Origin of the sequence: Asticcacaulis solisilvae, assembly GCF_052327315.1 — a bacterium.
Classification (GTDB): domain Bacteria; phylum Pseudomonadota; class Alphaproteobacteria; order Caulobacterales; family Caulobacteraceae; genus Asticcacaulis; species Asticcacaulis solisilvae_B.
On the sequence record NZ_CP166196.1, the window covers coordinates 15,172 to 39,123 of the forward strand.

At 61.8% G+C, this 23,952-nt stretch carries 23 protein-coding genes; 10 read left to right on the forward strand and 13 right to left on the reverse strand.

All coding sequences use genetic code 11. The features are described from left to right. Positions 1-200 precede the first annotated feature (200 nt). The 7 genes from rho to AB8717_RS00105 all read left to right on the forward strand — a co-directional run bounded on the left by rho (position 201) and on the right by AB8717_RS00105 (position 7,564). Positions 201-1,559, forward strand: a complete 1,359-nt coding sequence (gene rho, locus AB8717_RS00075; RefSeq protein WP_443748985.1) for a transcription termination factor Rho — start codon at positions 201-203, stop codon at positions 1,557-1,559. A 97-nt stretch (positions 1,560-1,656) separates the two neighbouring features. Then, a complete protein-coding gene (locus AB8717_RS00080; protein WP_443748986.1) occupies positions 1,657-1,920 on the forward strand; it encodes a DUF6489 family protein in 264 nt (87 codons plus the stop codon). Between the two features lie 12 nt (positions 1,921-1,932). Beyond that, entirely contained in the window at positions 1,933-3,234 is a 1,302-nt protein-coding gene (mnmE, locus tag AB8717_RS00085) for a tRNA uridine-5-carboxymethylaminomethyl(34) synthesis GTPase MnmE (protein ID WP_443748987.1), read from the forward strand. Positions 3,235-3,317: 83 nt separating this feature from the next. Then, positions 3,318-5,189, forward strand: a complete 1,872-nt coding sequence (gene mnmG, locus AB8717_RS00090; protein ID WP_443748988.1) for a tRNA uridine-5-carboxymethylaminomethyl(34) synthesis enzyme MnmG — start codon at positions 3,318-3,320, stop codon at positions 5,187-5,189. A 1-nt stretch (position 5,190) separates the two neighbouring features. Beyond that, entirely contained in the window at positions 5,191-5,829 is a 639-nt protein-coding gene (gene rsmG, locus AB8717_RS00095) for a 16S rRNA (guanine(527)-N(7))-methyltransferase RsmG (RefSeq protein ID WP_443748989.1), read from the forward strand. Positions 5,830-5,848: 19 nt separating this feature from the next. Further along, positions 5,849-6,649, forward strand: a complete 801-nt coding sequence (locus AB8717_RS00100) for a ParA family protein (protein WP_443750925.1) — start codon at positions 5,849-5,851, stop codon at positions 6,647-6,649. Positions 6,650-6,670: 21 nt separating this feature from the next. Next, a complete protein-coding gene (locus AB8717_RS00105; RefSeq protein WP_443748990.1) occupies positions 6,671-7,564 on the forward strand; it encodes a ParB/RepB/Spo0J family partition protein in 894 nt (297 codons plus the stop codon). A gap of 143 nt (positions 7,565-7,707) precedes the next feature. On the opposite strand, the gene holA is transcribed toward AB8717_RS00105, so the two are convergent. From holA to AB8717_RS00130, 5 genes are all read right to left on the reverse strand, one after another. Further along, positions 7,708-8,769, reverse strand: a complete 1,062-nt coding sequence (gene holA / locus AB8717_RS00110) for a DNA polymerase III subunit delta (RefSeq protein WP_443748991.1) — start codon at positions 8,767-8,769, stop codon at positions 7,708-7,710. Positions 8,770-8,778: 9 nt separating this feature from the next. Next, entirely contained in the window at positions 8,779-9,282 is a 504-nt protein-coding gene (gene lptE / locus AB8717_RS00115) for an LPS assembly lipoprotein LptE (protein WP_443748992.1), read from the reverse strand. A 6-nt stretch (positions 9,283-9,288) separates the two neighbouring features. Beyond that, entirely contained in the window at positions 9,289-11,862 is a 2,574-nt protein-coding gene (gene leuS / locus AB8717_RS00120) for a leucine--tRNA ligase (protein ID WP_443748993.1), read from the reverse strand. Positions 11,863-11,955: 93 nt separating this feature from the next. Then, entirely contained in the window at positions 11,956-12,600 is a 645-nt protein-coding gene (locus AB8717_RS00125; protein ID WP_443748994.1) for a CatB-related O-acetyltransferase, read from the reverse strand. 2 nt (positions 12,601-12,602) lie between these two features. Then, on the reverse strand, positions 12,603-13,100 hold the full coding sequence (locus AB8717_RS00130) for a hypothetical protein (protein WP_443748995.1): 498 nt from the start codon (positions 13,098-13,100) through the stop codon (positions 12,603-12,605). A 285-nt stretch (positions 13,101-13,385) separates the two neighbouring features. Here AB8717_RS00130 and AB8717_RS00135 point away from each other — a divergent pair, with 285 nt between their 5' ends. After that, complete coding sequence (locus AB8717_RS00135) at positions 13,386-14,360, forward strand: alpha/beta fold hydrolase (protein WP_443748996.1); 975 nt, start codon at positions 13,386-13,388, stop codon at positions 14,358-14,360. 3 nt (positions 14,361-14,363) lie between these two features. Then, on the forward strand, positions 14,364-14,771 hold the full coding sequence (locus AB8717_RS00140) for an Hsp20 family protein (protein ID WP_443748997.1): 408 nt from the start codon (positions 14,364-14,366) through the stop codon (positions 14,769-14,771). Positions 14,772-14,873: 102 nt separating this feature from the next. Here the strand turns inward: AB8717_RS00140 and ptsN are convergent, their stop codons facing one another. From ptsN to rbfA, 6 genes are all read right to left on the reverse strand, one after another. After that, positions 14,874-15,338: a PTS IIA-like nitrogen regulatory protein PtsN gene (gene ptsN, locus AB8717_RS00145; protein WP_443748998.1), complete on the reverse strand. Its 465-nt coding sequence runs from the start codon at positions 15,336-15,338 to the stop codon at positions 14,874-14,876. Between the two features lie 126 nt (positions 15,339-15,464). Continuing rightward, positions 15,465-16,133, reverse strand: coding sequence for a ribosome hibernation-promoting factor, HPF/YfiA family (hpf, locus tag AB8717_RS00150; RefSeq protein ID WP_443748999.1), 669 nt, complete (start codon positions 16,131-16,133; stop codon positions 15,465-15,467). Positions 16,134-16,445: 312 nt separating this feature from the next. Continuing rightward, positions 16,446-18,704, reverse strand: coding sequence for a polyribonucleotide nucleotidyltransferase (pnp, locus tag AB8717_RS00155; protein WP_443749000.1), 2,259 nt, complete (start codon positions 18,702-18,704; stop codon positions 16,446-16,448). Positions 18,705-18,959: 255 nt separating this feature from the next. Then, the gene (gene rpsO / locus AB8717_RS00160) at positions 18,960-19,229 is read right to left on the reverse strand and encodes a 30S ribosomal protein S15 (protein WP_443749001.1); all 270 of its coding nucleotides are present in this window, start codon (positions 19,227-19,229) and stop codon (positions 18,960-18,962) included. Positions 19,230-19,249: 20 nt separating this feature from the next. Further along, positions 19,250-20,200 carry a tRNA pseudouridine(55) synthase TruB gene (gene truB, locus AB8717_RS00165; RefSeq protein WP_443749002.1) on the reverse strand — a complete coding sequence of 317 codons (951 nt, stop codon included), beginning with the start codon at positions 20,198-20,200 and terminating at the stop codon, positions 19,250-19,252. Positions 20,201-20,209: 9 nt separating this feature from the next. Beyond that, the gene (gene rbfA, locus AB8717_RS00170) at positions 20,210-20,662 is read right to left on the reverse strand and encodes a 30S ribosome-binding factor RbfA (RefSeq protein WP_443749003.1); all 453 of its coding nucleotides are present in this window, start codon (positions 20,660-20,662) and stop codon (positions 20,210-20,212) included. A gap of 92 nt (positions 20,663-20,754) precedes the next feature. On the opposite strand from rbfA, the gene AB8717_RS00175 reads away from it, so the two are divergent. Then, positions 20,755-21,948 carry a DUF418 domain-containing protein gene (locus tag AB8717_RS00175; protein ID WP_443749004.1) on the forward strand — a complete coding sequence of 398 codons (1,194 nt, stop codon included), beginning with the start codon at positions 20,755-20,757 and terminating at the stop codon, positions 21,946-21,948. Here AB8717_RS00175 and AB8717_RS00180 read toward each other — a convergent pair. Then, complete coding sequence (locus AB8717_RS00180; RefSeq protein WP_443749005.1) at positions 21,932-22,672, reverse strand: hypothetical protein; 741 nt, start codon at positions 22,670-22,672, stop codon at positions 21,932-21,934. The two genes, AB8717_RS00175 and AB8717_RS00180, sit on opposite strands and share 17 nt — an antisense overlap. A gap of 215 nt (positions 22,673-22,887) precedes the next feature. Then, positions 22,888-23,757, reverse strand: a complete 870-nt coding sequence (purU, locus tag AB8717_RS00185; RefSeq protein ID WP_443749006.1) for a formyltetrahydrofolate deformylase — start codon at positions 23,755-23,757, stop codon at positions 22,888-22,890. Positions 23,758-23,952 lie beyond the last annotated feature (195 nt).

Sequence of the window (23,952 nt, forward strand, 5' to 3'; positions counted from 1 at the left end):
CCATAAGTTCACCCTTGACGGTATCCACCGTTGGTGTAATTTCCGCCCCGATTTGCGTTATCGCAAAACCCCATACAGGCGCCACGTTCTGTCGGACTGCCTCCCCAACTTACATTTCAAGCCATTGCCGCCCAGCGGACTGGCATACGGATAAGTCGGCCCACGCCACGAGTCCGTCCACTTCCCGAAAGACTACCCCTATGGATAAAGATCCCGAACTCGAAGGCACCGAAGAGGTTCTCGATACCGAAATCGAAGCCGAAGACGACGAAGCCATCGAAGGCGCCATGAGCGGACAGAAAATGTCGCTCCAGACGCTGAAGGACAAATCGCCCACCGACCTGCTGACCTTCGCCGAACAGCTCGGCATCGAAAACGCCAGCAACCTGCGCAAGCAGGACATGATGTTCGCCGTCCTGAAGGCCCTGGCCGAAGAAGGCGTCGAAATCACCGGCTCCGGCGTCGTTGAAGTCCTCCAGGACGGCTTCGGCTTCCTCCGAAGCCCCGAAGCCAACTACCTGCCGGGTCCCGACGACATCTATGTCAGCCCGCAACAGATCCGCCGCCACGGCCTGCGCACCGGCGACACCGTCGAAGGCCCGATCCGCAGCCCGCGCGAAGGCGAACGCTACTTCGCCCTGCTCAAGATTCAGACGATCAATTTCGAAGACCCCGAGACCATCCGTCACAAGGTCCACTTCGACAACCTGACGCCGCTCTATCCCGACCAGCGCCTCTGGATGGAAATCGACGATCCGACCCTGAAAGACCGTTCGGGCCGCATCATCGATATCGTCGCCCCGCTCGGCAAGGGTCAGCGCTGCCTGATCGTCGCTCCGCCCCGCGTCGGTAAGACCGTGATGCTGCAAAACATCGCCAAGTCGGTCGCGGCCAACCACCCGGATTGCTATCTGATCGTCCTGCTGATCGACGAACGCCCCGAAGAAGTGACCGACATGCAGCGCACCGTGCGCGGCGAAGTCATCTCGTCGACCTTCGATGAACCGGCGACGCGTCACGTGCAAGTTGCTGAAATGGTTATTGAAAAGGCCAAGCGCCTGGTCGAACACAAGCGCGATGTCGTCATCCTGCTCGACTCGATCACCCGTCTCGGCCGCGCCTACAACACCGTCGTGCCGTCATCCGGCAAGGTGCTTACCGGCGGTGTCGACGCCAACGCCCTGCAACGCCCCAAGCGTTTCTTCGGCGCGGCGCGGAACATCGAAGAAGGCGGTTCGCTGACCATCATCGCGACTGCCCTGATCGACACCGGCTCGCGCATGGACGAAGTCATCTTCGAAGAATTCAAGGGCACCGGCAACTCGGAAATCGTGCTCGACCGCAAGGTCGCCGATAAGCGCGTCTTCCCGGCCATGGACGTTCTCAAGTCCGGCACGCGTAAGGAAGACCTGCTCACGGCCAAGGACGTGCTGCAAAAGACCTATGTTCTGCGCCGCATCCTCAATCCGATGGGTGCCCAGGACGCGATCGAATTCCTGATCGACAAGCTGCGGCAAACGAAGAACAACGCAGAGTTCTTCCAGTCGATGAACACCTGATAGAATTAAGAGAGGCCACCGTTCGCGGTGGCCTCTTGGCTTTTGCACTGCAGCAGCCTATGTCAGGGTCACACTCTTTTTCGTCCGGAGCGATGTCATGAAGGTCACGGTCAATGTCGAATGTTCGCCGCAGGAAGCGCGCGCTTTTCTCGGCTTGCCGGATGTCGAACCGTTGAACGCCTATGTCGTCGAAGCCATGCGTGCCCGCATCGAACAGAACGTCCATCAGATGCAGCCGGAAGAGATGCTCAAGACGTGGTCGAGCCTTGGCGTTACCGCGCAGGACCAGTTCTTCAAACTCTTTCAGTCGGCGGCCAAGGCGAGCATGAGCTCGTTTACCGGGAAGACCGACAGCAAGTAGGGAGTGTTTCACGTGAAACACACCATTTTTGCCCTCGCGAGCGCGCAGGGCCGCGCCGGCGTTTCCGTCATACGCACCTCGGGCCCGCAGGCGCTTTCGGTCGCAATGCAATTGACCGGCAAGACTTTGAAGCCACGCCAGGCAACCTATGCGTCGTTGACGCATGACGGCGAGGTGATCGACCAGGCGATTATTATCGCCTTCCTGGGTCTCAGTAGTTTCACTGGCGAGGACAGTGTCGAATATCAGGTCCATGGGTCCGCAGCCGTCCTTGACCGCCTGTACAGCATTTTTGACAGCCTCGGTTTCCGTCTGGCGGAACCGGGTGAATTCACCCGAAGGGCGCTGGAGAATGGCAAGCTCGACCTGACCCAGGCCGAGGCAATTGTCGATCTGGTCGATGCCGAATCCGAGGCGCAACGTCGTCAGGCGCTGACGCAGCTGGATGGCGGTCTGAAGCGGCAGTATGAGGGCTGGCGACAGGGACTGATCGACCTGCTGGCGCGGATCGAAGTCTATATAGACTTTCCCGACGAAGATCTCCCAGACAGTCTTCAAGCCGATATCCTCGGCCGTATTGCAACCTTGCACGGCGAACTCGAAGCGGCGATTGCAGACTCGCGGCGTGGCCGTCAGGTGCGGGAAGGGTACCGGATCGTCATTCTCGGCGAGCCCAATGCCGGCAAGTCGAGCCTGTTCAATGCGCTCCTGAAGGCTGAGGCAGCGATCGTTACGCCGATTGCCGGCACGACGCGCGACATCATAGAGGCCCAACTGCGCATCGGACCTTATACGGTTCTGCTCTATGACACGGCCGGATTACGCGAGACCGACGAGATCGTCGAAGCCGAGGGTATCCGTCGGGCGCGTAACAAGGCTGAGGAAGCCGATCTGCGTATCTGGGTGGTCGACGGGACGCGCGCCGATATCGATATCGGTGACGTAAGAGCCGAGGATCTTCTGGTATTCAACAAGGCTGACCTGGCGCCGGCACCCGATGTTTCACGTGAAACACTGGCGGTGAGCCTGACGACGGCGCAGGGCGTCGATAATCTCATCGCCACGGTCGAACGTCGCGTCACCGCTGAACTCTCGACGCGGACGTTTCCGGCCGCTACGCGCCAACGGCATATCGATCGTCTGAGCGAGGCCAGGCAGGAACTAGATGCCGCCTTGGCCCGCCGGATGCGTGTTCCCGAACTTACCGCTGAACATATTCGCCAGGCGGTCAATGCCTTCGATGCGTTATTTGGAAAGTACGATGTCGAAGGCGTGCTCGACGTCGTCTTCTCGACCTTCTGCATTGGCAAATAATCGGTGTTTCACGTGAAACAGCGATTCGACGTCTCGGTCGCGATCTGCTATATCACCGGCCCAATTCTCCAGGACAAAACAGTATGAGTGAGACCCAGACCCTTTGGGATGTTATTGTCGTCGGCGGTGGCCATGCCGGTTGCGAAGCCGCGACCGCGGCCGCGCGCATGGGCGCAAAAACATTGCTGCTCACCCATCGCAAGGAAACCCTGGGTGAGATGTCATGTAACCCTGCCATCGGCGGCCTGGGCAAGGGTCATCTGGTGCGCGAGATCGATGCGCTCGACGGCGTTATGGGCCGCATGGCCGACATCGGCGGCATTCAGTACAAGGTGCTCAATCGTTCCAAGGGTCCGGCTGTACGCGGTCCGCGCGCCCAGATCGACCGTAAGCTCTATCGCGAAGCCATGCAGGCCGAGTTGGCTGCCACGGAAAACCTGACCATCGTCGCAGCCGCGGTCGAAGATCTGATCGTGGACGGAGACACTGTCATGGGCGCCGTCGACGCCGATGGCCAAGCCTACCGCGGCCGAGCTGTCGTTTTGACAACCGGCACCTTTCTGCGCGGCGTGATCCATATCGGTGAAAAGCGTCTGTCTGCCGGTCGTTGGGGCGATCAGCCGGCGAACGGCCTGGGGCAGCGTCTTTACGACCTCAAGCTCGATATGGGCCGCCTGAAGACGGGGACTCCGGCGCGTCTCGACGGCAAGACGATCCATTGGGACCGCCTGGAACAGCAGCTGGGCGACGATCCCATAGAGCCGTTCTCCTACCTGACCGACCGCATCGACCGGCCGCAGATCGCCTGCGGCATCACCTATACCAATGAAAAGACCCACGCCATCATCGCAGAGCGGCTGATGGAATCGGCGGTCTATGGCGGGCATTTGTCGGGGAGGGGACCACGCTACTGCCCGTCGATCGAAGACAAGGTTGTCAAGTTCGCCGACAAGACCAGCCATCAGGTCTTTCTCGAACCCGAAGGCTATGACGACGACACCGTCTATCCCAACGGCATTTCGACATCGGTGTCCGAGGCGACCCAGGAGGCCTTTCTGCGCACGATTGCCGGCCTCGAAGACGTGGTCATCAAGCGCTATGCCTATGCCATCGAATACGACTATGTCGATCCGCGCGAATTGCATCCGACCCTGGAATTGAAGCGCCTGCCGGGCCTGTTCCTGGCGGGTCAGATCAACGGCACGACAGGCTACGAGGAGGCGGGGGCGCAAGGCCTGATGGCCGGCCTCAACGCTGCGGCCCGTGCCGGCAATATCAGCCCCGTCATCCTTGGCCGCGACGAAGCCTATATCGGTGTGATGATCGACGACCTCGTGACGCGCGGCGTCACCGAGCCCTATCGCATGTTTACCAGCCGGGCGGAATTCCGCCTGTCGCTGCGCGCGGACAATGCCGACCAACGCCTGACCGACCGGGGTATCGCTGCCGGCGTCGTGGGTGTACGTCGTAAGGCTGCATGGACGGAAAAGCGCGAAGCGCTTGAGGCCATTCGCCAGCGCGCCTCTGAACTTTCGGCGGCGCCAAAAGACGCCTTGGCCAAAGGCATTCAGGTCAATGGCGACGGCCAACGCCGCAACGTCGCTCAGTTGATGGCGTATGATACTTGCTCGCGCGACAGGCTCGAGGCCCTGTGGCCGGAGATCGCATCGTGGCCCGAAAAGCTGTTCGAGCAGATCGAGATCGATGCCCTTTACTCGGGCTATATGGCGCGCCAGAAGGCCGAGATCGAATCCTTCCGCCGCGACGAAAACCTCGCTCTGCCGGATGATCTTGACTACGCATCGGTCCCTGGCCTGTCCAACGAAGCGCGCGAACGCTTCAATCGCATTCGTCCGCAGACGCTTGGTCAGGCGGGTCGGATGGAGGGCATCACACAAGGTGCGCTGACGACGCTTCTCTTCTACGTCCGTAACCAGGCCAAGAAGACTGCCTGATATGACCGAAGCCATGACGCCGGAGACCTTCCGGGAGCGACTGGTGTTTCACGTCAAACACGAGGCAATCGACGACCTCTCCGCTTTTCTCGACCATCTGACGGCGCAGAACGAGGTGATGAACCTCGTCGGTCCAGCGACCATTCCGCACTTCTGGTCGCGCCATGTCCTCGACAGCGCGCAACTGCTAGACCGCCAGCCGGATGCGCGCCTGTGGGCCGACCTCGGCGCGGGCGCCGGTTTTCCCGGCCTGGTGCTGGCCATCCTGCTCAAGCATTCCGATCTGCCCGATCCGCGCATCTATCTGATCGACTCGCTGGCCAAGCGTTGCCGCTTTCTACAAAGCCTGGTCGACGATCTCAAACTGCCGGCGACCGTGATCAACGACCGCGCCGAAAACATCGATCTCAAGGTCGATGTTATCACGGCCCGCGCCTTCGCGCCCTTCCCGAAGCTTTTCCAGTTCGCCGAACGCTTCTTCAAGAACGGCGCCGAAGGCTGGTTTTTAAAGGGGGAAAACGTGGAAAGTGAACTGGCCGAGGCTGGCAAACATTGGCGTTTTGAAGTAGACCAGTACGAGTCCCTAAGCGATCCACGTGGTCGAGTCGTACATATCCGGAGGCTGAAACGTGCCCGATAAAGCTGGCGACGATCTCGACATTCAATCGCCACGCGTCCTGGCCATTGCCAACCAGAAGGGTGGTGTCGGCAAGACGACGACGGCCATCAATCTTGGTACCGCGCTGGCCGCGATCGGCCAACGCGTCCTGTTGATCGACCTCGACCCGCAGGGCAATGCCTCGACGGGTCTAGGCGTCCCCAAGAACGAACGCAAGAGCTCGCTGTACGACGTCATCGTCGACCAGAAGCCGATCGGCGATACGGCCCTTAAGACCTCCGTGCCGGGTCTTTCGCTTCTGCCGTCCGATCCGGATCTGTCGGGTGTCGAAATCGAACTGGGGCAGGCCGAGCGCCGCTCATATCGCCTGCGCGATGCCCTGGACGCCCTCGATCAGGACCAGCCGCCCTACGATTATATCCTGATCGACTGCCCGCCGTCGCTCAACCTGCTGACGGTCAACGCCATGAGCGCGGCCGATGCCGTCCTGGTACCCCTGCAATGCGAGTTCTTCGCGCTTGAAGGCCTGAGCCAGCTGATGCGCACCATCGATCTCGTGCGCGGCTCGCTCAATCCGCGTTTGAGCCTGCAAGGCATCGTCCTCACCATGTTCGACAAGCGCAACGCCCTGTCGGGCCACGTCGAACGCGATGTGCGCGGCCACTTCGGTCATCTCGTGTATGACACGGTCATACCGCGCAATGTGCGGGTGTCGGAAGCGCCGTCCTTCGGCAAGCCGGCCCTGATCTACGATATGAAATGCTCCGGCAGCCAGGCCTATATCAAGCTGGCCAAGGAACTGGTGGCGCGCGAAAAGACGCGTCGCGACAAAGCGGCCTGAGCCGCAAGGAATTATTTCTAAATGGTTGAAAAACAAAGAGGTTTAGGCCGGGGTTTGTCCGCTTTGCTGGGTGATCCGGTCGCTGCGCCCACCATCCAGACGCAAGCCGAAACCACGACCGAAACGCCGCGCGCCCCCGAACTGCCGATCGATCTGCTTGTCCGCAACCCCGATCAGCCGCGCCGCGTCTTCACCGAGGCCGAGATCGAGGAGCTGTCGGCGTCGATCCGCGAGAAGGGCATCCTGCAGCCGATTCTCGTTCGTCCGGCCCCTGGTCAGACCGGGAAATACCAGATCATTGCCGGCGAACGCCGTTGGCGCGCGGCACAACGCGCCGGCCTGCACCAGGTGCCCGCCATCGTGCGCGACCTCGACGACCTCGAAGTGCTTGAAATCGGCATTATCGAAAACGTCCAGCGCGCCGATCTCAACGCCATGGAAGAGGCGAGGGCCTACAAGGTCCTCATGGAGCGCTTCGGCCGCACGCAGGACGCCCTGGCGCAAGCGCTCGGCAAGTCGCGCAGCCATATCGCCAACATGCTGCGTCTTCTGGGCCTTCCCGAAATCGTCCAGGACCATGTCCTGCAAGGCCGTTTGACTGCCGGCCATGCCCGTGCCCTGGTGACGGCGGAAAATCCCGAGGCCCTGGCCGACCAGATCATCGCCGGCGGGCTTTCGGTGCGCCAGGCTGAAGCCCTGGTCCGCGACGAACAGAACCGTCCGTTGAAGCCGGCGGGCCAACGTCCCGCCGCCGCGGCCAATGCCGATATCCAGTCGCTGGAGCAGGATCTCCAGGAGGCCCTGGGCCTCAAGGTCAAGCTCGACGACAAGGGCGGCAAGGGCGAATTGCGCTTGACCTACGCGACGCTGGAACAGCTCGACGAGGTCTGCCGCCGCCTGATGAAGGGGCAGTAGACTCCAACGGCATAGCCGTTGGCAAGGCCGCCAATCTTTTCGTATTTTGGCCGCCGCCGACTTGTCCTCAAAGAGCGAAGCGTTAGGACGCTTCCATGGGCGGCGAGCCATCGGGGCCGCCCGTGCGGCGGCGTTTGAGCGGCTTAAAGCCCTGCGCGGTTGGCCTTGCCGGCCACCTGCATGAATATGCGCTCGGCCAGCAGAAGGTCGGGCATGCCGGTCGACTTGCATTGCCGGTCGACCTCGACGATGTCGCGGGACAGGGCGTCAAGCCCGTTCGGTCCGTCGAAATTCCATGCCCGCGCCTGGCGCACCATGTCGTCTTCTTCTTTCCAGAAAACGCCGGCGGCGCGTGCGGCCTCCTTGCCGCCCATACCGGACAAGAGATGGTTCTTGAGCAGCCGTACCTTGCCGAAATGCAGGCTCAGCGCACGCATGGCGTCGGCGCCGCCTTCGCCTTCGGCAAAGGCGCGGCGCAGGCCCGATTGCGCGGCCTTCATGCGGCCGCCGAACGCGTCCGACGCGGCCTTGAACAGGGACGCTTCCGGTTCGACGCCCAGGAAATCCTGCAATTCGGTTTCGTTGATCGTCTTGTTCGAGCCTGGACCGATGAACAGGACCAGGCGTTCGATTTCCTGCCGGGCGATACCGCGTTCCTTGGGCAGGCGCTGGGCGAAGATGTCCATGGCGGCTGTGTTCAAGGACACACCGTTTTCCTGCAAGGTTTCGCGCGCCATGCGGATGATGTCGCCGGTCTCGTCGTCATAGCAGGCGACGCTGGCGAGGTTCTTGTCGGTGTCGGCCAGTTTTCGCAGGGCGGAATCACCACCCAGCGACCCGGCCTCGATAATGATGAAGGCGTCGGGATTGTAGTCACCGGCGGCGTGGCTCTTGACGATCTGCGCCACGGCCTTGTCGAGTGCGCTCTTTTCCGTGAAGAACTTGAGCCTGATCAGACGCTTGCCGCCCATCAGCGACAGGGCCTGCAACTCGCCTTCCAGCCGGCCGACATCGCCGTCGATATCGCTTTCGGTCAACAGTGAAACGTTGAACGGGTCGTTGATATCGGGAACGATCGTCCTGGCCAGTGTGGTGGACCGTTCAAGCACCTGGCTGCGGTCCTTGCCATAGATCAGCACGCCGACGGCATTTGCCGGCGGCTTGCGGAAGAACGCATCGATCTCGGGCTTCTTGCCGAGCTTCATCGCAGGAAACTACTTGGTCTTGGGGTCGTGGAAATAGAGCGCGACCGCGGTCTGGATCTTGCGGGCTGCACTTGCCGCCAGACGCTCCTGGGCGTCCTGTTGCGACACGATGCCGGTAAAGGGCGAACTGGTGACGTTATAGGTAACTGTCTCGCTGAAGGTGGTTTTCAGGAGAATGGCGCCCGTGGCGGTGTCTTTCAGCGTATAGGTGACAGCGTCGGTAAGTTCCGAACGCGTCGCGGTATCGTCGACGCGATAGCCGACCTGATAATGCTGTTCGTTGAGCGCGATGATCAGCCTGTATTGCGGCTTGTCGGTATTTTCGCCGAAGCCGTTCTTCAGTTCCTGCTCCAGGAAGTAGCCGGTGCGCGTCTGCGGGGTTTCGACGGCGATCTGCGACAGCTTGGCGGTCAGGCCTTGCTGGGCATACAGCGGTGTGAATCCGCAGCCTGAAACGGTTACGGAGACAGCCGCCAGGGCCGGCAGGGACAGCAGTCGAAGGGCGATGCGCATATTGGCCTATCCCACCACGAAGTTGAGAATCCGGTTGGGGACGATAATGACCTTGCGGATCTCGGTGCCCGCAAGATGCCGCTTAACGTCTTCATCCGCAAGCGCGGTTTCACGGATCTCGGCTTCCGTGGCGCCGTTCGGCACGGTGATTTCGCCACGGCGCTTGCCGTTGACCTGCACCGGCAGGACGTAGACGTCGTCCTGGGCCAGGGCCGGATCGAAATGCGGCCAGGCTTGCGCGGCGATCAGGCCGTCATGACCCAGACGCGTCCAGCATTCCTCCGCCAGGTGCGGCGTCACCGGCGCGATCAGGCCGGCCAGGAAGGTCAGGGCCTGGCGGCGTGCCTCCGAACCGGTCTTTGCGATATCGCTGGTGCGCACCGTGGTGACGAATTCGTACAGCTTGGCGATGGCGGAGTTGAAGCGGAAGCCTTCGAAGCCTTCGGTGACGGCCTTGACGGTCTTGTGCGCCGCCTTGATCAGTTCGGCGGCGGCACTTTCATCCGTGCACGGAATATTTTCGGCCGGCAGGGCGTCGAACAGGTCCCATACGCGGTGGGTAAAGCGCCACGAGCCTTCGACGCCGGAAGTCGACCATTGCACGTCGCGTTCGGGCGGCGAGTCGGACAGCACGAACAGACGCGCGGAATCGACGCCGTAGGTGTCGAAGATATCGCCGGGAGCGACGGTATTCTTCTTCGACTTCGACATCTTTTCGCTGTCGCCGATCTTCACGGCTTCGCCGGTCGAAATACGTTTGGCGAGGCGGGCGCCATCGGCGTTCGACACCTCGACGTCAGCCGGCTCGACCCAGTCGCCATTGGCGTCCTTATAGGTCTCGTGCGTCAGCATGCCCTGGGTGAACAGGCCGGCGAACGGCTCCTTGACGTCCAGATAGCCGCAGGCATTGAGCGCGCGCGTGATGAAGCGCGCGTAGAGCAGGTGCAGCACGGCGTGCTCGATGCCGCCGATATATTGATCGACCGGCATCCAGTAGTCAGCGGCCGTCTTGTTGATCGGCGCGTCGGCGGTCGGATCGGTGAAGCGCGCGAAGTACCACGACGAGTCGACGAAGGTGTCGAGCGTGTCGGTTTCACGGCGCGCATCGCCACCGCAATGCGGGCATTTGACGTGCTTCCAGGTCGGATGACGCTCCAGCGGGTTGCCGGGCACGTCGAAGGTGACGTCTTCCGGCAGGACGACGGGCAGCTGGTCGTCGGGTACCGGCACCACGCCGCAGTCGTCGCAGTGGATGACGGGGATCGGGCAGCCCCAATAGCGCTGGCGCGACACGCCCCAGTCGCGCAGGCGGAACACGGTCGCGCCGGTGCCCAGGCCCATCTCCTCGATGGTCTCGATCGCCTTGTCCTTGGCGGCTTCGATCTCCAGACCGTCCAGGAAGGCCGAGTTGAAGATATGTCCTGGCCCGGTATAGGCCTCGTCGGCGACCTTGAACGCGGCGGCATCAGTGTTCGGCGGCAGGACGACTTCGGTGACGCTTAAGCCATATTTGCGAGCGAAATCAAGGTCGCGCTGGTCGTGCGCCGGGCAGCCGAAGATGGCGCCGGTGCCATAATCCATCAGCACGAAGTTGGCGACCCAGACGTCGAGCGTCTCACCCGGCTTGAACGGATGTTTGACGGTGATGCCGGTGTTGAAGCCGAGCTTCTCACCGGTATCGATGTCGGCCTGGCTGACGCCGCCCTTGTTGATCTGCTTGAGGAAGGCAGCCAGGTCCGGATTGTTCTTCGCTGCCAGATCGGCCAGCGGATGGTCGGCCGCGATGGCGACGAAGCTGGCTCCGAACAGGGTGTCGGGGCGGGTGGTATAGACCTCCAGCCCATCGGTGAAGCCTTGCGGCGCCGTATCGGCGAACGGGAAGCGCAGGCGCAGGCCGCGCGAACGGCCGATCCAGTTGGCCTGCATCAGGCGCACCTTTTCCGGCCAGCGTTCCAGGGTGTCCAGTCCCTGCAGCAGGTCGTCGGCAAAATGCGTGATGCGCATGAACCACTGGGTCAGCTTCTTCTTTTCGACCAGGGCGCCCGATCGCCAGCCGCGGCCGTCGATCACCTGTTCGTTGGCCAGCACGGTCTGGTCCACCGGATCCCAGTTGACCTGGCTTTCGCGGCGATAGACGAATTCGTTCTTCAGCAGGTCCAGGAACCACTTCTGCTGCTTGCCGTAATAGGCCGGGTCGCAAGTGGCGAATTCGCGCGTCCAATCGATCGACAGGCCCAGCCGTTTCAGCTCGCTGCGCATATTGGCGATATTGTCGTAGGTCCAGCCCTTGGGGTGGATCTTGCGCTCCATGGCGGCGTTTTCCGCCGGCATACCGAAGGCGTCCCAGCCCATGGGATGCAGCACGTTGAAACCGCGCGCGCGTTTGAACCGCGCCACCAGGTCGCCCATGGCGTAGTTGCGCACGTGACCCATGTGGATGCGTCCCGACGGATAGGGGAACATCTCAAGCACGTAGTATTTCGGCTTGTTGGGATCGTTCTGCGTCAGGAAGACCTGCGCGTCGTCCCAGCGCTGGCGCTGACGGGGTTCGGTTTCTTTGGGATTGTAACGAGCGGACATAAGGCCTTGGCAACGGTCTGAAAGCGTTGATTTTGAACGAGGCTTATACGGCGCGTTCGAGACGGACGCCAGTTCAAACTGGCGTCCGTTTGATCATCCGGCCTTCAGCGCTTCGATATCGCCGCTTTCGATGGCGGCCAGGCTGTTTTCGATACGGTCGACAGGCCAGTCCCACCAGCGAAGACTGAGCAGATCGGCGACGATTTCGTCGCTGAAGCGCTGGCGCAAGGGCAGAGCCGGATTGCCGCCGACGATGGTGTAGGGGGCGACGTCCCGCGTCACCACCGATCCCGCCGCCACGATCACGCCGTCGCCGATCGTGACGCCGGGCATTATAGTCGCACCGTAACCGATCCATACGTCGTTGCCGACGACCGTATCCCGGAACGGCAGGTTGACATAATCGATCATGGTCTCCGGCTTGAACACCCGGAACGGATAGGTGCTGAAACCGGCCATGGGGTGGTTGGCCGAGCTGGTGATGAAGGTCATGCCGTGCGCGAACTGGCAGAAGCGGCCGATGGTCAGCCGCTCATTGCTGATCGGGAACAGGTAGGGCGCCAGCAGCTGTGCCCAACCGGCCGGGGTCTCGGGCGCGGCGAAGTGGCTGAAATAGCTGTATTCGCCGGCCGTGATGCGCGGATGGTCGATGACCGCTTTCAGGTGGACGGTGTTGGGGATGGTAACCCCTTGCGGCGTGCGGATCGGATGCGTGGCACTTGCGTCGAGAAGCGGCATGATCAGGCCCCGAACCGGCGCATCAGGGCGGCCTTGATGCGGCCATGGGCATCGGCCGACGCCGGCCGGACGAAGTCGTAACCGATCGCCACCCAGTCGGGATGATCGGTTTCGAATCCCAGCCGGACAAGCGCCGCCAGCGAGGTCACGAAGACCTGGTGGCGATAGGGCAGGAGAATGCCGCCGTGCGCCTTGCGATAGGCCTTGGCTTCCTCGTAGGTCGCGAACCAGGCATTCAGGCTGTCGCTGATGCCCGGCCGCACGAAGACGTCGGAAAAGTCCGGTTCGTCGCCGGCTGCCTTCAGGGCGGTCCAGCATTCGAAGCCAGCCTCCATCGCGACGACGGCCAGGGCGTGCTTGAGCTGCGCGGAAACGGGCGTTTCACGTAAAATACTGAAGCGCGTTTCCGCATCGAAATCGCCAGCACGCAGGGCTTTCAACAGGCGTGCGGCATCGCGCTTATAAACGGATACAGGTTTGGTTTGGGGAAGGGCAGACATGCCAGCTCCTTTGTCGAACGGCCTTTTCCCCAACCCGGGAAGACCACAAAAGAGTCAATTGTCAGTGGACGTCGTAATCAGTGTCAGGATGACCGGCGGCCTTTCGTGGGGCAAGGCCGTCCTGACGACCTTGGCCTGCACATACCGCCTGAGGCCGGAAAAATCAACCGTATTGGCAAAATCGCGGTACGATTACGGAACAGGACGTATTTTTTACGCGCAAAGACCGAGTTTTCATGTAAAGAATCATCCATTAACCGTGTTTTTCGCCTGACGGGTGGTATCTTGATCAGTCTGAAGCCGGCCTCGCAGCGTACCGAAGGATTTTCGGATGACGCCGCGGAGCAGCATCATAACGACCGCGGCTTGACGATGCGCAAGCCGGCGGCTGCCTATCAGGACCGCTGGTGGTCGACGGACGACGGCCTGCGCCTTTACGCGCGCGATTATCCGGCCAGCCCCGGCCGTGTACGCCTGCCCGTCATCTGCCTGCACGGCCTGACGCGCAACAGTGCCGATTTCGAAGACGTCGCGCCCTATATCGCCGGCCTCGACCGCCGCGTCATCGTGCCCGATATCCGTGGCCGCGGCCTGTCGGAATACGACCAGGACCCGATGAACTATCACATCTGGACCTATGCCCGCGACATCCTCGACCTGTGCGACAGTCTCGGCATCGGCCAGGCCATCTTTGTCGGCACGTCGATGGGCGGGCTTATCACCATGGTCCTGTCGACCCTGCGCCCGACCCTGATCCGCTCGGCGATCCTCAACGACGTCGGGCCGGTCCTGTCGCCGCGCGGCCTCGGCCGTATCGCCTCCTATGCCTCGCAGGGTCACCAGACCTTCAAGAATTGGCACGATGCGGCGGTCTATGTCGGCGAAGTCAACAAGGTCGCCTTCCCGAACAATACACCGCACGACTGGCTGAAGTTCGCCAAGCGCGTCTTTATCAAGGGCCGCGACGGCCTGCTGCGCCTGGCCTATGACACGCGCATCACCGAGGCGTTCAAGAGCGTCACGGTGACGTCCAGCACCTACGACATGGCGCCCTGCTATATGAGTCTGGCGACCGGCCGGCGCGTCATGCTGATCCGCGGCGCCCTGTCGGACCTGCTCGAGCCGGAAGAGGCCGAAAAGATGGCCCTGCTGTCGCCGGATTTCACGCGCGTCGACATCGACTATGTCGGCCACGCGCCGATGCTGACCGAGGCCAAGGCGCGGGCGGCCATCACGGAGTTCCTTGAATCTCAAGGGTAAGCCATGTCGCGTACCGTGATCTTCGACAGTCCCTTCCTGTTAGGCTTCGACGACATGCGCGCGCTGATCGAGCGCGTCAGCCGCAGCCACGATTCCTATCCGCCCTATAATGTCGAGGCGTTCGGTGCCGACCATATCCGAATCAGCGTGGCGGTGGCCGGTTTCGCGCGCGAGCAGCTGCGCGTCGAGGTCAGGGGCGCCCAGCTGATGATTTCGGCGGCGAAGGACCGGGCTGACGGCGATGAGCGGGAATACCTGCATCGCGGCATCGGCATGCGCAGCTTCAACCGCGCCTTTGTTTTAAGCGATGGCTTCGAGGTCCGTTCGGCCAGCCTGGCCCACGGGCTGCTCAATGTCGATCTGATCCGCCCTGAGGCCGCCGATGACGTGCGGGTTATACCGATAGGCTGAGGCTATTCCAACGGTGATTGACCTTTACTCGATCGCCGTTGGCAAGCGCGACTGCGCTGAAAAAAGCTTAATATCAACGGTCATCCATTATGACCGTTGATATTAAGCCGCGTTCGAGTCGGCGATGCCGGTCAGCACGGCATAGACGGCGTCGCTGTTCTCGATCGAGCGCAGCTGTTCGCGCAGGTCCTTCTGACGCAGGACACGCGACACCTTGGCCAGGGCGCGAAGGTGCTCCGTGCCAGCGTTTTCAGGAGCCAGCAGGGCAAATATCAAATCCACCGGCATGTCATCGATGGCTTCGTAATCGATCGGTTCTTCCAGACGGATAAACACGCCGTACATGCGGTCGAGGCCGGTCAGAGCGGCGTGGGGAACGGCGACGCCGGTACCGACGCCGGTAGACCCCAGGCGCTCGCGCTCGGTCAGGGCCTGATGGATATCAGCCGCATCCAGCCCCAGCTGACGGGCCGCGATATCGGCGACAACCTGCAGGGCCTGGCGCTTGGAATTGACGCTGACACTGGCGTTGATCGCACGGCGGTCGAGCAGACTCGTCAAGAACATAGGAAATCCAAAATAAGCGGCCTGCGCCGCACCCCTGGGTCTTTTCGCCAGCCATTAGCCGGGCGGATTGCTCGCGTCAACCCGCCCGGTAAATATAAGCCTGATCTGAAACGATCAGTTGAACGCTTATTGTGCGGCCTGGACCATGTGACTGGCCTTGCCGTTCATCTTGCCGTTGCCGGCCACGGCGCCCGGCGCCGTGCGTTCCGGATCGATCCAGCCGATATTGCCGTCCGGACGGCGATAGAGGACCGACAGGCCGCCATGGGCAGCGTTGCGGAACATGACGACCGGATAGTTGGACAGCTCAAGTTCGGCCACGGCGGCCGACACCGTCATGGTGCGCAAGGGCTGCTCGGTTTCGGCGATGATCATGGCCTGGGGCGGCGACGAGTGGTCCATGCCGTCGTCGAGCTCGTCGAGATCTGCATTGCCGTCGCCGTCCGGGCTGCGCAGGACGGTGACATTGGCCGTTTCTTCCTTGGCGGGAGTGCCGTTATGGTGCTGCTTCAGGCGTTGCTTATAGCGCCGCACGCGCTTTTCCAGGTGGTCCAGCATGACGTCGAACGCCGTATGGGCGTCGCCGCCGAAGGCATGGGAAACCACCGATTGACCCGAAGCCAGGCGCACCCAGCAATCCGCCTTGAACAAATAGCCCTGCTTGGAAAAGGTTACCTCGGCGGTCGTGCCGCCGCGGTCGAAATACTTGGCGATACTGCCCTCAGTCTCACTGAGGACGCGCTCCCGCAGGGCATCACCGACTTCAACCTGTTTTCCATTGACTTGAATTTGCATGGCGTATCACGCTCCGTTCTTACACAAAGAACCGCGGCCCTTGCCGATGAACCCGGCATATTTGGGGGGCCGGCGCGCTTCCGGAGGTCCAGGAAGCCCATTCACTGTACGCTCTTATGACTTAAGCGGAATTCACTAATCTGTGTAATCGCGCGTCGGTGCGGTCACGATATGATAGCGATTATTTAAGACTTTTCAGCAGGTTGTCTTTTGGTAAACGTCAGGTCCCGGATTGCGGCAGCTTGTCGCCGGAGGATGCAAAAAGGGCGGCCCTTGCGAGGCCGCCCTTCGTTCTAGCCTGTCAGGCTGGTCTTAGTCGCGACGGCGGCGGCGGCGCGGGCGGTCGCCACCGCGGTCACCACGGTCGCCACCATCGGCCATTTCCAGTTCACCGTCGTCGCCGTCCTCACCGGCGGCCGCACGGGCAGCCTGGCGCTCGGCGCGTTCGGCGTCCAGCTTCTCGGTCAGGTCTTCACCGGTCTCCTGGTCGACGACCTTCATCGAAAGCTTGGTCTTGCCGCGGTCGTCGAGACCGAGGAACTTCACCTTCACTTCGTCGCCTTCGTTGAGCACGTCAGAAACCTTGCCGACCTTTTCGCGGGCGATCTGGCTGATGTGGACCAGGCCGTCCTTGGCGCCGAAGAAGTTCACGAAGGCGCCGAAATCGACGATCTTCACGACCTTGCCCTTGTAGATGGCGCCGACTTCCGGCTCCGACGCGATCGACTTGATCCAGTCGCGCGCGGCGTCGATCTTCGACTGTTCGCTGGCCGCGATCTTGATGGTGCCGTCGTCCTGGATGTCGACCTTGGCGCCGGTCTTTTCCACGATTTCGCGGATGACCTTGCCGCCCGAACCGATGACTTCGCGGATCTTGTCGACCGCGATCTTGATCGTTTCGATCTTCGGCGCGAATTCGCCCAGCTCTTCACGGGCGCCCGAGATGGCCTTGTTCATTTCGCCGAGGATATGCAGACGGCCGTCCTTGGCCTGGCGCAGAGCCTTGGTCATGATCTCCTCGGTGATGCCGGGGACCTTGATGTCCATCTGCAGCGAGGTGATGCCTTCCGAGGTGCCGGCGACCTTGAAGTCCATGTCGCCCAGGTGATCTTCGTCACCCAGGATGTCCGACAGAACCGCGAAGCCGTCCTTTTCGAGGATCAGGCCCATGGCGATACCCGAAACCGGGCGCTTCAGCGGCACGCCGGCGTCCATCAGGGCCAGCGAACCACCGCAGACGGTAGCCATCGACGACGAACCGTTCGACTCGGTGATTTCCGAGACCAGGCGGATGGTATAGGGGAATTCGTCCGTCGCCGGCAGCATCGGACGCAGAGCGCGCCAGGCCAGCTTGCCGTGACCGATTTCGCGGCGGCCGGGCGAACCCATGCGGCCGGTTTCGCCAACCGAGTACGGCGGGAAGTTATAGTGCAGAAGGAACTTTTCCTTGTACGTGCCTTCCAGCGCGTCGATGAACTGTTCGTCTTCGCCGGTGCCGAGCGTGGCGACGACCAGACCCTGGGTTTCACCGCGGGTGAACAGGGCCGAACCGTGGGTACGCGGCAGGACGCCGACTTCCGACACGATGGCGCGGACCTTGTCGACCGGACGGCCGTCGACGCGCTTGCCGTGGTCGATGATGTCGCGGCGCAGGACTTCGGCTTCGCATTCCTTGAAGGCGGCCGAGAACTTGTTGGCGTCGACGCCGTCGGGGTTCTCTTCCGTCTTCACCAAAGCTGTGGCGGCCTTCGACTTGGCGGCGCCGACGGCGGCATGGCGGTCATGCTTGCCGGTGAGGGTGTAAGCCTGGCGGATATCGTCGCCGACCAGGCCCTTGATCGAATTGACGATCGGCGAGAAATCCTCGGCTTCGAAATCGAAGGGGTCCTTGGCCGCGTGGTCGGCCAGTTCGATGATGGCATCGATGACCGGCTGCATGCCGGCATGGGCGAACATCAGCGCGCCCAGCATCTTGTCTTCCGAAAGCTCCTTGGCTTCGGATTCGACCATCATCAGGGCGTCGGCGGTACCGGCGACCACCAGGTCGAGGTCCGACTCCTTCATCTGGTCCACCATCGGGTTGAGCACGTACTCACCGTCGATGATGCCGACGCGGGCGCCGCCGATCGGGCCCATGAACGGAACGCCCGACAGGGTCAGGGCAGCCGAGGCCGCGACCATGGCGACGATGTCCGGATCGTTTTCCATGTCGTGCGACAGCACGGTCGCGACGACCTGGACTTCGTTCTTGAAGCCCTTGACGAACAGCGGGCGGATCGGACGGTCGATCAGGCGCGAAACCAGGGTTTCCTTTTCGCTGGGGCGGCCTTCACGCTTGAAGTAGCCGCCCGGAATCTTGCCGGCGGCGAAGGTCTTTTCCTGATAGTTCACCGTCAGGGGGAAGAAGTCCTGACCGGGCTTGGGGGCGCGGGCGTACACGACGGTCGCCAGCACGGTGGTTTCGCCATAGGTGGCGAGGACGGCGGCATCGGCCTGGCGGGCGATACGGCCCGTCTCCAGGGTCAGCTTGCGTCCGGCCCAGTCAATGGATTTTCTTTTGATGTCAAACATTTGTGTTCTTTCGTACGTATGCGCCGGGACTCGTTTTCCCTTGGCGCCTAGGCCCGTCGGGCCCCATGCCCTTCGGGTCTGCCGTCATGGACGGCCATTATCGAACCTATTTGTGATTCACGCTTCAGGTTCGTTTTCTTGGATCAGCAACACCTATTCGAAGATGCCGCGGGGTGTACAGTTTCGCCGGAAAGGCGAAGGTAGCAGATATAGAACAAGGGCCTGGGTCGGAACCCAAGCCCTTGGTTGAAACACTTAACGGCGCAGGCCGAGGGTTTCGATGATGGCCTGATACCGGTCGGTATCGCGGCCCTTCAGGTAGTCGAGAAGGCGACGGCGCTGCGAAACCATTTTCAGGAGGCCGCGGCGGCTGTGGTTGTCCTTCTTGTGTTCCTTGAAGTGCTCGGTCAGGTTCGAGATGCGCTCGGACAGGATAGCGATTTGCACTTCCGGGCCGCCGGTATCGGTACCGGAACGCTGGTGGGTCTTGATCAGGTCCGTCTTGCGATCGGGCGTAATCGACATCGGGTATCTCCTTAAAAGGATCAAAGGTTCAAGATACGGGTCGGATAAAGTCGTCCGGCCCTGAGTTCGCAAAGCGCCTGAACCTGACCCTCATGAACCGCCTGCACGGTATCGGGAAACTCATCGAAGCCAGCCTCGCGGCGGACTTTCTGAGCCTCGGAAACCAATGCGATTTGGCGGGGCAGAAGGGCAAGGTCACGGCCTTGCTTCAACTTTGAGGCCTCGTCTTGCGTAACAGGCAGGGCCGGGATGTCGTCCAGCGCCGTCTCTACGGCAAGCAAAGCCTCAAGTTGGGCGCCTCTATGCACTAAATCGCCGAGCTTTTCCAGTGTTATTGCGGACCTGGTGTCAAATGCACCGACCTGCTCGCGGCGCAACACCGAGACGTGGCCGCAGACGCCGAGATCGGCGCACAGGTCGCGCGCCACGGATCGTACATAGGTGCCCTTGCCGCAATGCAGGCTCAAGCGCGCCGTCTCGCCGTCGAAGGCATCCAGCCTGAGGTCGAAGACTTCGACGGGACGGGCCTTCAGCTCGACCTCGACCCCCTGGCGGGCCAGGTCGTAGGCGCGTTTTCCGTCGATCTTGATGGCGGAAAAGGCCGGCGGCACCTGCTCGATGTCGCCGATATAGGCGGGGATGGCGGCTTCCAGCGCTTCGCGTGTCGGGCGCGCATCGGATTCGGCGATGACGCGGCCTTCGGCGTCGCACGAATCCGTGGTGCGGCCGAACGCGATGGTGAAGCTGTAGACCTTGTCGGCCTCCATCAGGTAGGGCACCGTCTTGGTCGCTTCGCCCAGCGCGATCGGCAGGATGCCGGTGGCCAGCGGGTCGAGCGTGCCGGCATGACCCGCCTTCTGCGCGTTGAACAGGCGTCGCACCTTCGACACGGCCTCGGTCGAGGTCATCTCATACGACTTGTCGAGGCAGATCCAGCCATGCACCGGATCGCCCTTTTTCGTGCGCCCCATGGTCAGGTCCTAGTCTTCGTCTTCGCTGTCGTCGTGACGCAGGTCGCGCGCGATTTCCGGCCGCATGAACAGGGCGTCGATGCGCGCCGCCTCGTTGAAGCTTTCGTCGTGCAGGAAGCGCAGGTCCGGCGTGAACTTCATGTCGATATGCTTGCCCAGGACCCCGCGCAGGAACTTGGAATGGCGGTTCAGCGCGGCGACGGCCGGGCCGGCCTGGACGGCGGAATCGCCCAGGCCCGCGCCCAGGGGTTCGACGAAGACAGTGGCGTGGCGCAGGTCGGGCGAGCAGCGGACTTCGGTCACGGTGATCGACACGCCGTGCAGGTCTTCGTCGTGAATCTCTTCTTCACGCAGGATTTCGACCAGGGCGTGGCGGACCAGTTCGCCGGCGCGCAACTGGCGCTGGGTCGGGCCCAGCTCGGCGTGGCCGCGATTTTTGTCTTTGGAATTGGATCGTTTCATCCGGCCCATATAGGCGTTTTGGCCGATTTTTCTATCTTAAAATGCCTGACTGACGTTAGTCTCGCGCAAAACAGGCTTGGGAGGGTCGGTTCATGACAGCAAAGATCGAATACGTGCCGCGCATGGAGGGTCTTGATTCCTTGCGCGGCTTTGCCCTGATGGGGCTCTTCCTGGTCCATATGCCCGAACTCTATGAGCTTTACTGGGCGCATCCGGCCAAGGACCCGACGCAACTGCTGTGGCACAACGTCATCTTTTCGGTGTTCGCCGGCAAGTCTTTCGCGCTCCTGGCCATGTGCTTCGGCGTCAGTTTCTTCATTATCATGGACCGGGCGGCCAGACGCGGCGTCGACTTCACCGGACGTTTCATCTGGCGGCTGGCTGTGCTGGGGATCATGGGCGTCCTGCACGGCCTGTGGTACCGCGGCGACGTGCTCGAAGTCCTGGCCGTGATGGGCGTGTTCCTGCTGCCCTTCTACCGCGTCAAGTCGAACACGGTGATCCTGACGCTCGGTGTCGTCTTCCTGCTGCAACCGATCCTGCTCTTCCAGATGGTCAGCGCGCTGAACGGCGCGGCCTGGGCCAATACCGCGCCCGGCTACTGGGGCGACAAGATTCCCGACGCCTACCTGACCGGCCATAGCCTGATTGAGACCATCCGCATGAACTGGGTCGCCGGACATCCGTTCAAATGGCTGTTCATGTATGAAAGCGGCCGCCTCAGCCAGATCCTCGGCCTGTCGCTGATCGGCCTGGTCCTGGGCCGCATCGGCTTCTTTGCCGACCCCGATCGCTTCAAGGCCCTGCGTCTCGGCGGCTTCGTCGTGGCCCTGGCCGCCATGGGGCTGCTACTGGTGTTCAAGGGCCAGATCGCGGCGCTGGTGCCGGGCTCTAAGGCAGTCTTCATGCCGCGTGTCCTTGCCGACACCATCCTGTCCAGCCTGGCCGATCTTTCGATCATGTTCGTCCTGGCTTTCGGCTTCCTCAGCCTCTATTTCAGCTTCGCCAACCGTGTGCTGAACCTGCTGGCGCCGGCCGGCCGCATGACCCTGACCCTCTATGTCCTGCAGTCGATCGTCTTCGTTCCGGTCTTCTACAGCTACGGCCTGGGCCTGCATGCCACCATGTCGCAGGAAACCGCCGTGCTGATCGGCATTGCCGCTTTTGCGGTGCAGGTCGTCCTGGCCCACCTGTGGTTCCGCGCCTTCCTGTACGGCCCGCTGGAATGGCTGTGGCGCGCCGCCACCTACCTGACGCTCAAGGTGCCGTTTATTCGCCGAGCGTGATCGTTACCGGCCGGTCCATGGCGGACATGATGCCGGCCATGATCTCGGCCTGGATTTCGAGAATGGCCTTCAATGGCATATAGAGGCCCAGGCGGTTCCATTCGGCCGACTGGGCCTTTTCGCGCAAGGTATTCAGATGCGCGACGGCCAGCCAGAACGACATGAGGTACAGGCCCCAGACATGCGCCGTCCACGCCGTCCAGGTCTCGACCTGGGTTTCCAGTGCGTTGGTCGCCATGAAACGCAGTGGCGTCGACAGCGGCCTGGGCGGCACCATGTGCGACAGGATGAAATCCTTCAGGCCTTCGCCGCGAAAACGGCTGCGGTTGGCGATGGCTTCGGGCTGTGCCTTCGGCCCGGTATCGACGGCGTAATAGTCGAGGATCGCTTGGCAGACCGCCAGGTCGTAGCAATAGAGCCGGCGGCCGTTGAAGGTCAGGATGCGGTGCGGTTCCTCGCGGTGGTCGCCGAAGCGCGCCAGCCGGGCGCGCACGGCCAGGATGCGGGGCTTGTCGAGGTGCCAGTCGCGGCCGATATTGCCGATATGCGCGTTCTGCACGCCGCACAGGGCCGCCAGTCCGCGCTGCGTCAGATAGGCCTCGCCGTTGCTCAACAGACCCATGCCGATGCCGTCGTGTTCGCCATAGCAGCTGACGCTCAGCGGCATGGCCTCCGTGACGGATTCGCCCGTGGCGGGAACAGGAATACGCGGCAGATCGAACACAGCAGCCTCCGGCGGGGAAGAAGTGTATTCGTATAGACAACCGAATCACCCCGCCGCCATGGTGCGAGTGCGAAGAGGGTTAATCAAGCGTTAAAAAGAACACCGTTCGCAAAACCTGTGGGCGAGTTGTGGACGGTCATGAAACCGTCATGCTTGTTTTTTGTTTTGGCGCGCATCTTGTCCAAAAACCGCGGAACCCGTTTTGGGATGCGCTTTCAGTTGAAGACGACCGTCTTGCCGCCATTGATCAGCACGCGGCGCTCGGCATGCCACGTGACGGCGCGCGCCAGCACCCGGGCTTCGATGTCCTGGCCGATCGCCACCAGCTGCTCGGGCGTGTGGCCGTGGTTCACGCGCTGCACGTCCTGTTCGATGATCGGACCTTCATCGAGGTCCGATGTCACATAGTGCGCCGTGGCGCCGATGATCTTCACGCCACGCTGGTGCGCCTGGTGATACGGCTTGGCGCCCTTGAAGCTGGGCAGGAAGGAATGGTGGATATTGATGCAGCGGCCTTCGAGTTGCCGCGCCAGGTCGTCGGACAGGATCTGCATATAGCGCGCCAGCACGACCAGATCGGCCTGGTACTGGTCGATCAGCGCCAGGAACTGCTTTTCCTGTTCGGCCTTGTTGTCTTTCGACACCGGCAGATGGACATACGGAATGCCGCTCCATTCCACCAGAGACCGCATGTCGTCGTGGTTCGACATCACGCAGACGATGTCGACCGGCAACAGCCCCGAACGCCAGCGGTACAGCAGTTCGTTCAGGCAATGGCCGAACTTCGATACCGCGATCACCACCTTCGGCTTGATTGTCAGGTTATGGATCGACCAGTCCATCGAGAAACGGTGGGCGATCGGCTTGAAGCCCTCGCGCAGGATATCCATTGGCGGCATCTTGGGGCCGGCCTGGCGGAAGACCATGCGGACATAGAAGATGTCGCCCTGGCTGTCGTGGAACTGGTTCGACTCGACGATCGAAATGTCGTTGTCGTTGAGATAGCCGGAAACCGCCGCGACGATGCCGCGCGTATCGGGACATTTAATGATCAGGACGTAGTGCGTCGGGTCGAATTCGCTCATATGCCGCCTATAGCAGCAAAATCCTGAAAAAGTCTAAGGTTTCAACTGATCGGATATCGAAGATCAGTTTGTGGGGCCGCCCACCCCGGCCCTTCGCATGGCTCCGGGCGTTCGGCCCGGAAATCGATACATCTGGTATCGATTTCATCCGGTTCGCCAAGGGCGAACCGGCGAGCCTCACCCCACGCCCCGTAA

Coding starts and splice junctions, on each gene's coding strand:
- rho (WP_443748985.1), top strand. CDS start 201: ATGGATAAAGATCCCGAACTCGAAGGCACCGAAGAGGTTCTCGATACC.
- AB8717_RS00080 (WP_443748986.1), top strand. CDS start 1,657: ATGAAGGTCACGGTCAATGTCGAATGTTCGCCGCAGGAAGCGCGCGCT.
- mnmG (WP_443748988.1), top strand. CDS start 3,318: ATGAGTGAGACCCAGACCCTTTGGGATGTTATTGTCGTCGGCGGTGGC.
- rsmG (WP_443748989.1), top strand. CDS start 5,191: ATGACCGAAGCCATGACGCCGGAGACCTTCCGGGAGCGACTGGTGTTT.
- AB8717_RS00105 (WP_443748990.1), top strand. CDS start 6,671: ATGGTTGAAAAACAAAGAGGTTTAGGCCGGGGTTTGTCCGCTTTGCTG.
- holA (WP_443748991.1), bottom strand. CDS start 8,769: ATGAAGCTCGGCAAGAAGCCCGAGATCGATGCGTTCTTCCGCAAGCCG.
- lptE (WP_443748992.1), bottom strand. CDS start 9,282: ATGCGCATCGCCCTTCGACTGCTGTCCCTGCCGGCCCTGGCGGCTGTC.
- leuS (WP_443748993.1), bottom strand. CDS start 11,862: ATGTCCGCTCGTTACAATCCCAAAGAAACCGAACCCCGTCAGCGCCAG.
- AB8717_RS00125 (WP_443748994.1), bottom strand. CDS start 12,600: ATGCCGCTTCTCGACGCAAGTGCCACGCATCCGATCCGCACGCCGCAA.
- AB8717_RS00130 (WP_443748995.1), bottom strand. CDS start 13,100: ATGTCTGCCCTTCCCCAAACCAAACCTGTATCCGTTTATAAGCGCGAT.
- AB8717_RS00140 (WP_443748997.1), top strand. CDS start 14,364: ATGTCGCGTACCGTGATCTTCGACAGTCCCTTCCTGTTAGGCTTCGAC.
- ptsN (WP_443748998.1), bottom strand. CDS start 15,338: ATGTTCTTGACGAGTCTGCTCGACCGCCGTGCGATCAACGCCAGTGTC.
- hpf (WP_443748999.1), bottom strand. CDS start 16,133: ATGCAAATTCAAGTCAATGGAAAACAGGTTGAAGTCGGTGATGCCCTG.
- pnp (WP_443749000.1), bottom strand. CDS start 18,704: ATGTTTGACATCAAAAGAAAATCCATTGACTGGGCCGGACGCAAGCTG.
- rpsO (WP_443749001.1), bottom strand. CDS start 19,229: ATGTCGATTACGCCCGATCGCAAGACGGACCTGATCAAGACCCACCAG.
- truB (WP_443749002.1), bottom strand. CDS start 20,200: ATGGGGCGCACGAAAAAGGGCGATCCGGTGCATGGCTGGATCTGCCTC.
- rbfA (WP_443749003.1), bottom strand. CDS start 20,662: ATGAAACGATCCAATTCCAAAGACAAAAATCGCGGCCACGCCGAGCTG.
- AB8717_RS00175 (WP_443749004.1), top strand. CDS start 20,755: ATGACAGCAAAGATCGAATACGTGCCGCGCATGGAGGGTCTTGATTCC.
- purU (WP_443749006.1), bottom strand. CDS start 23,757: ATGAGCGAATTCGACCCGACGCACTACGTCCTGATCATTAAATGTCCC.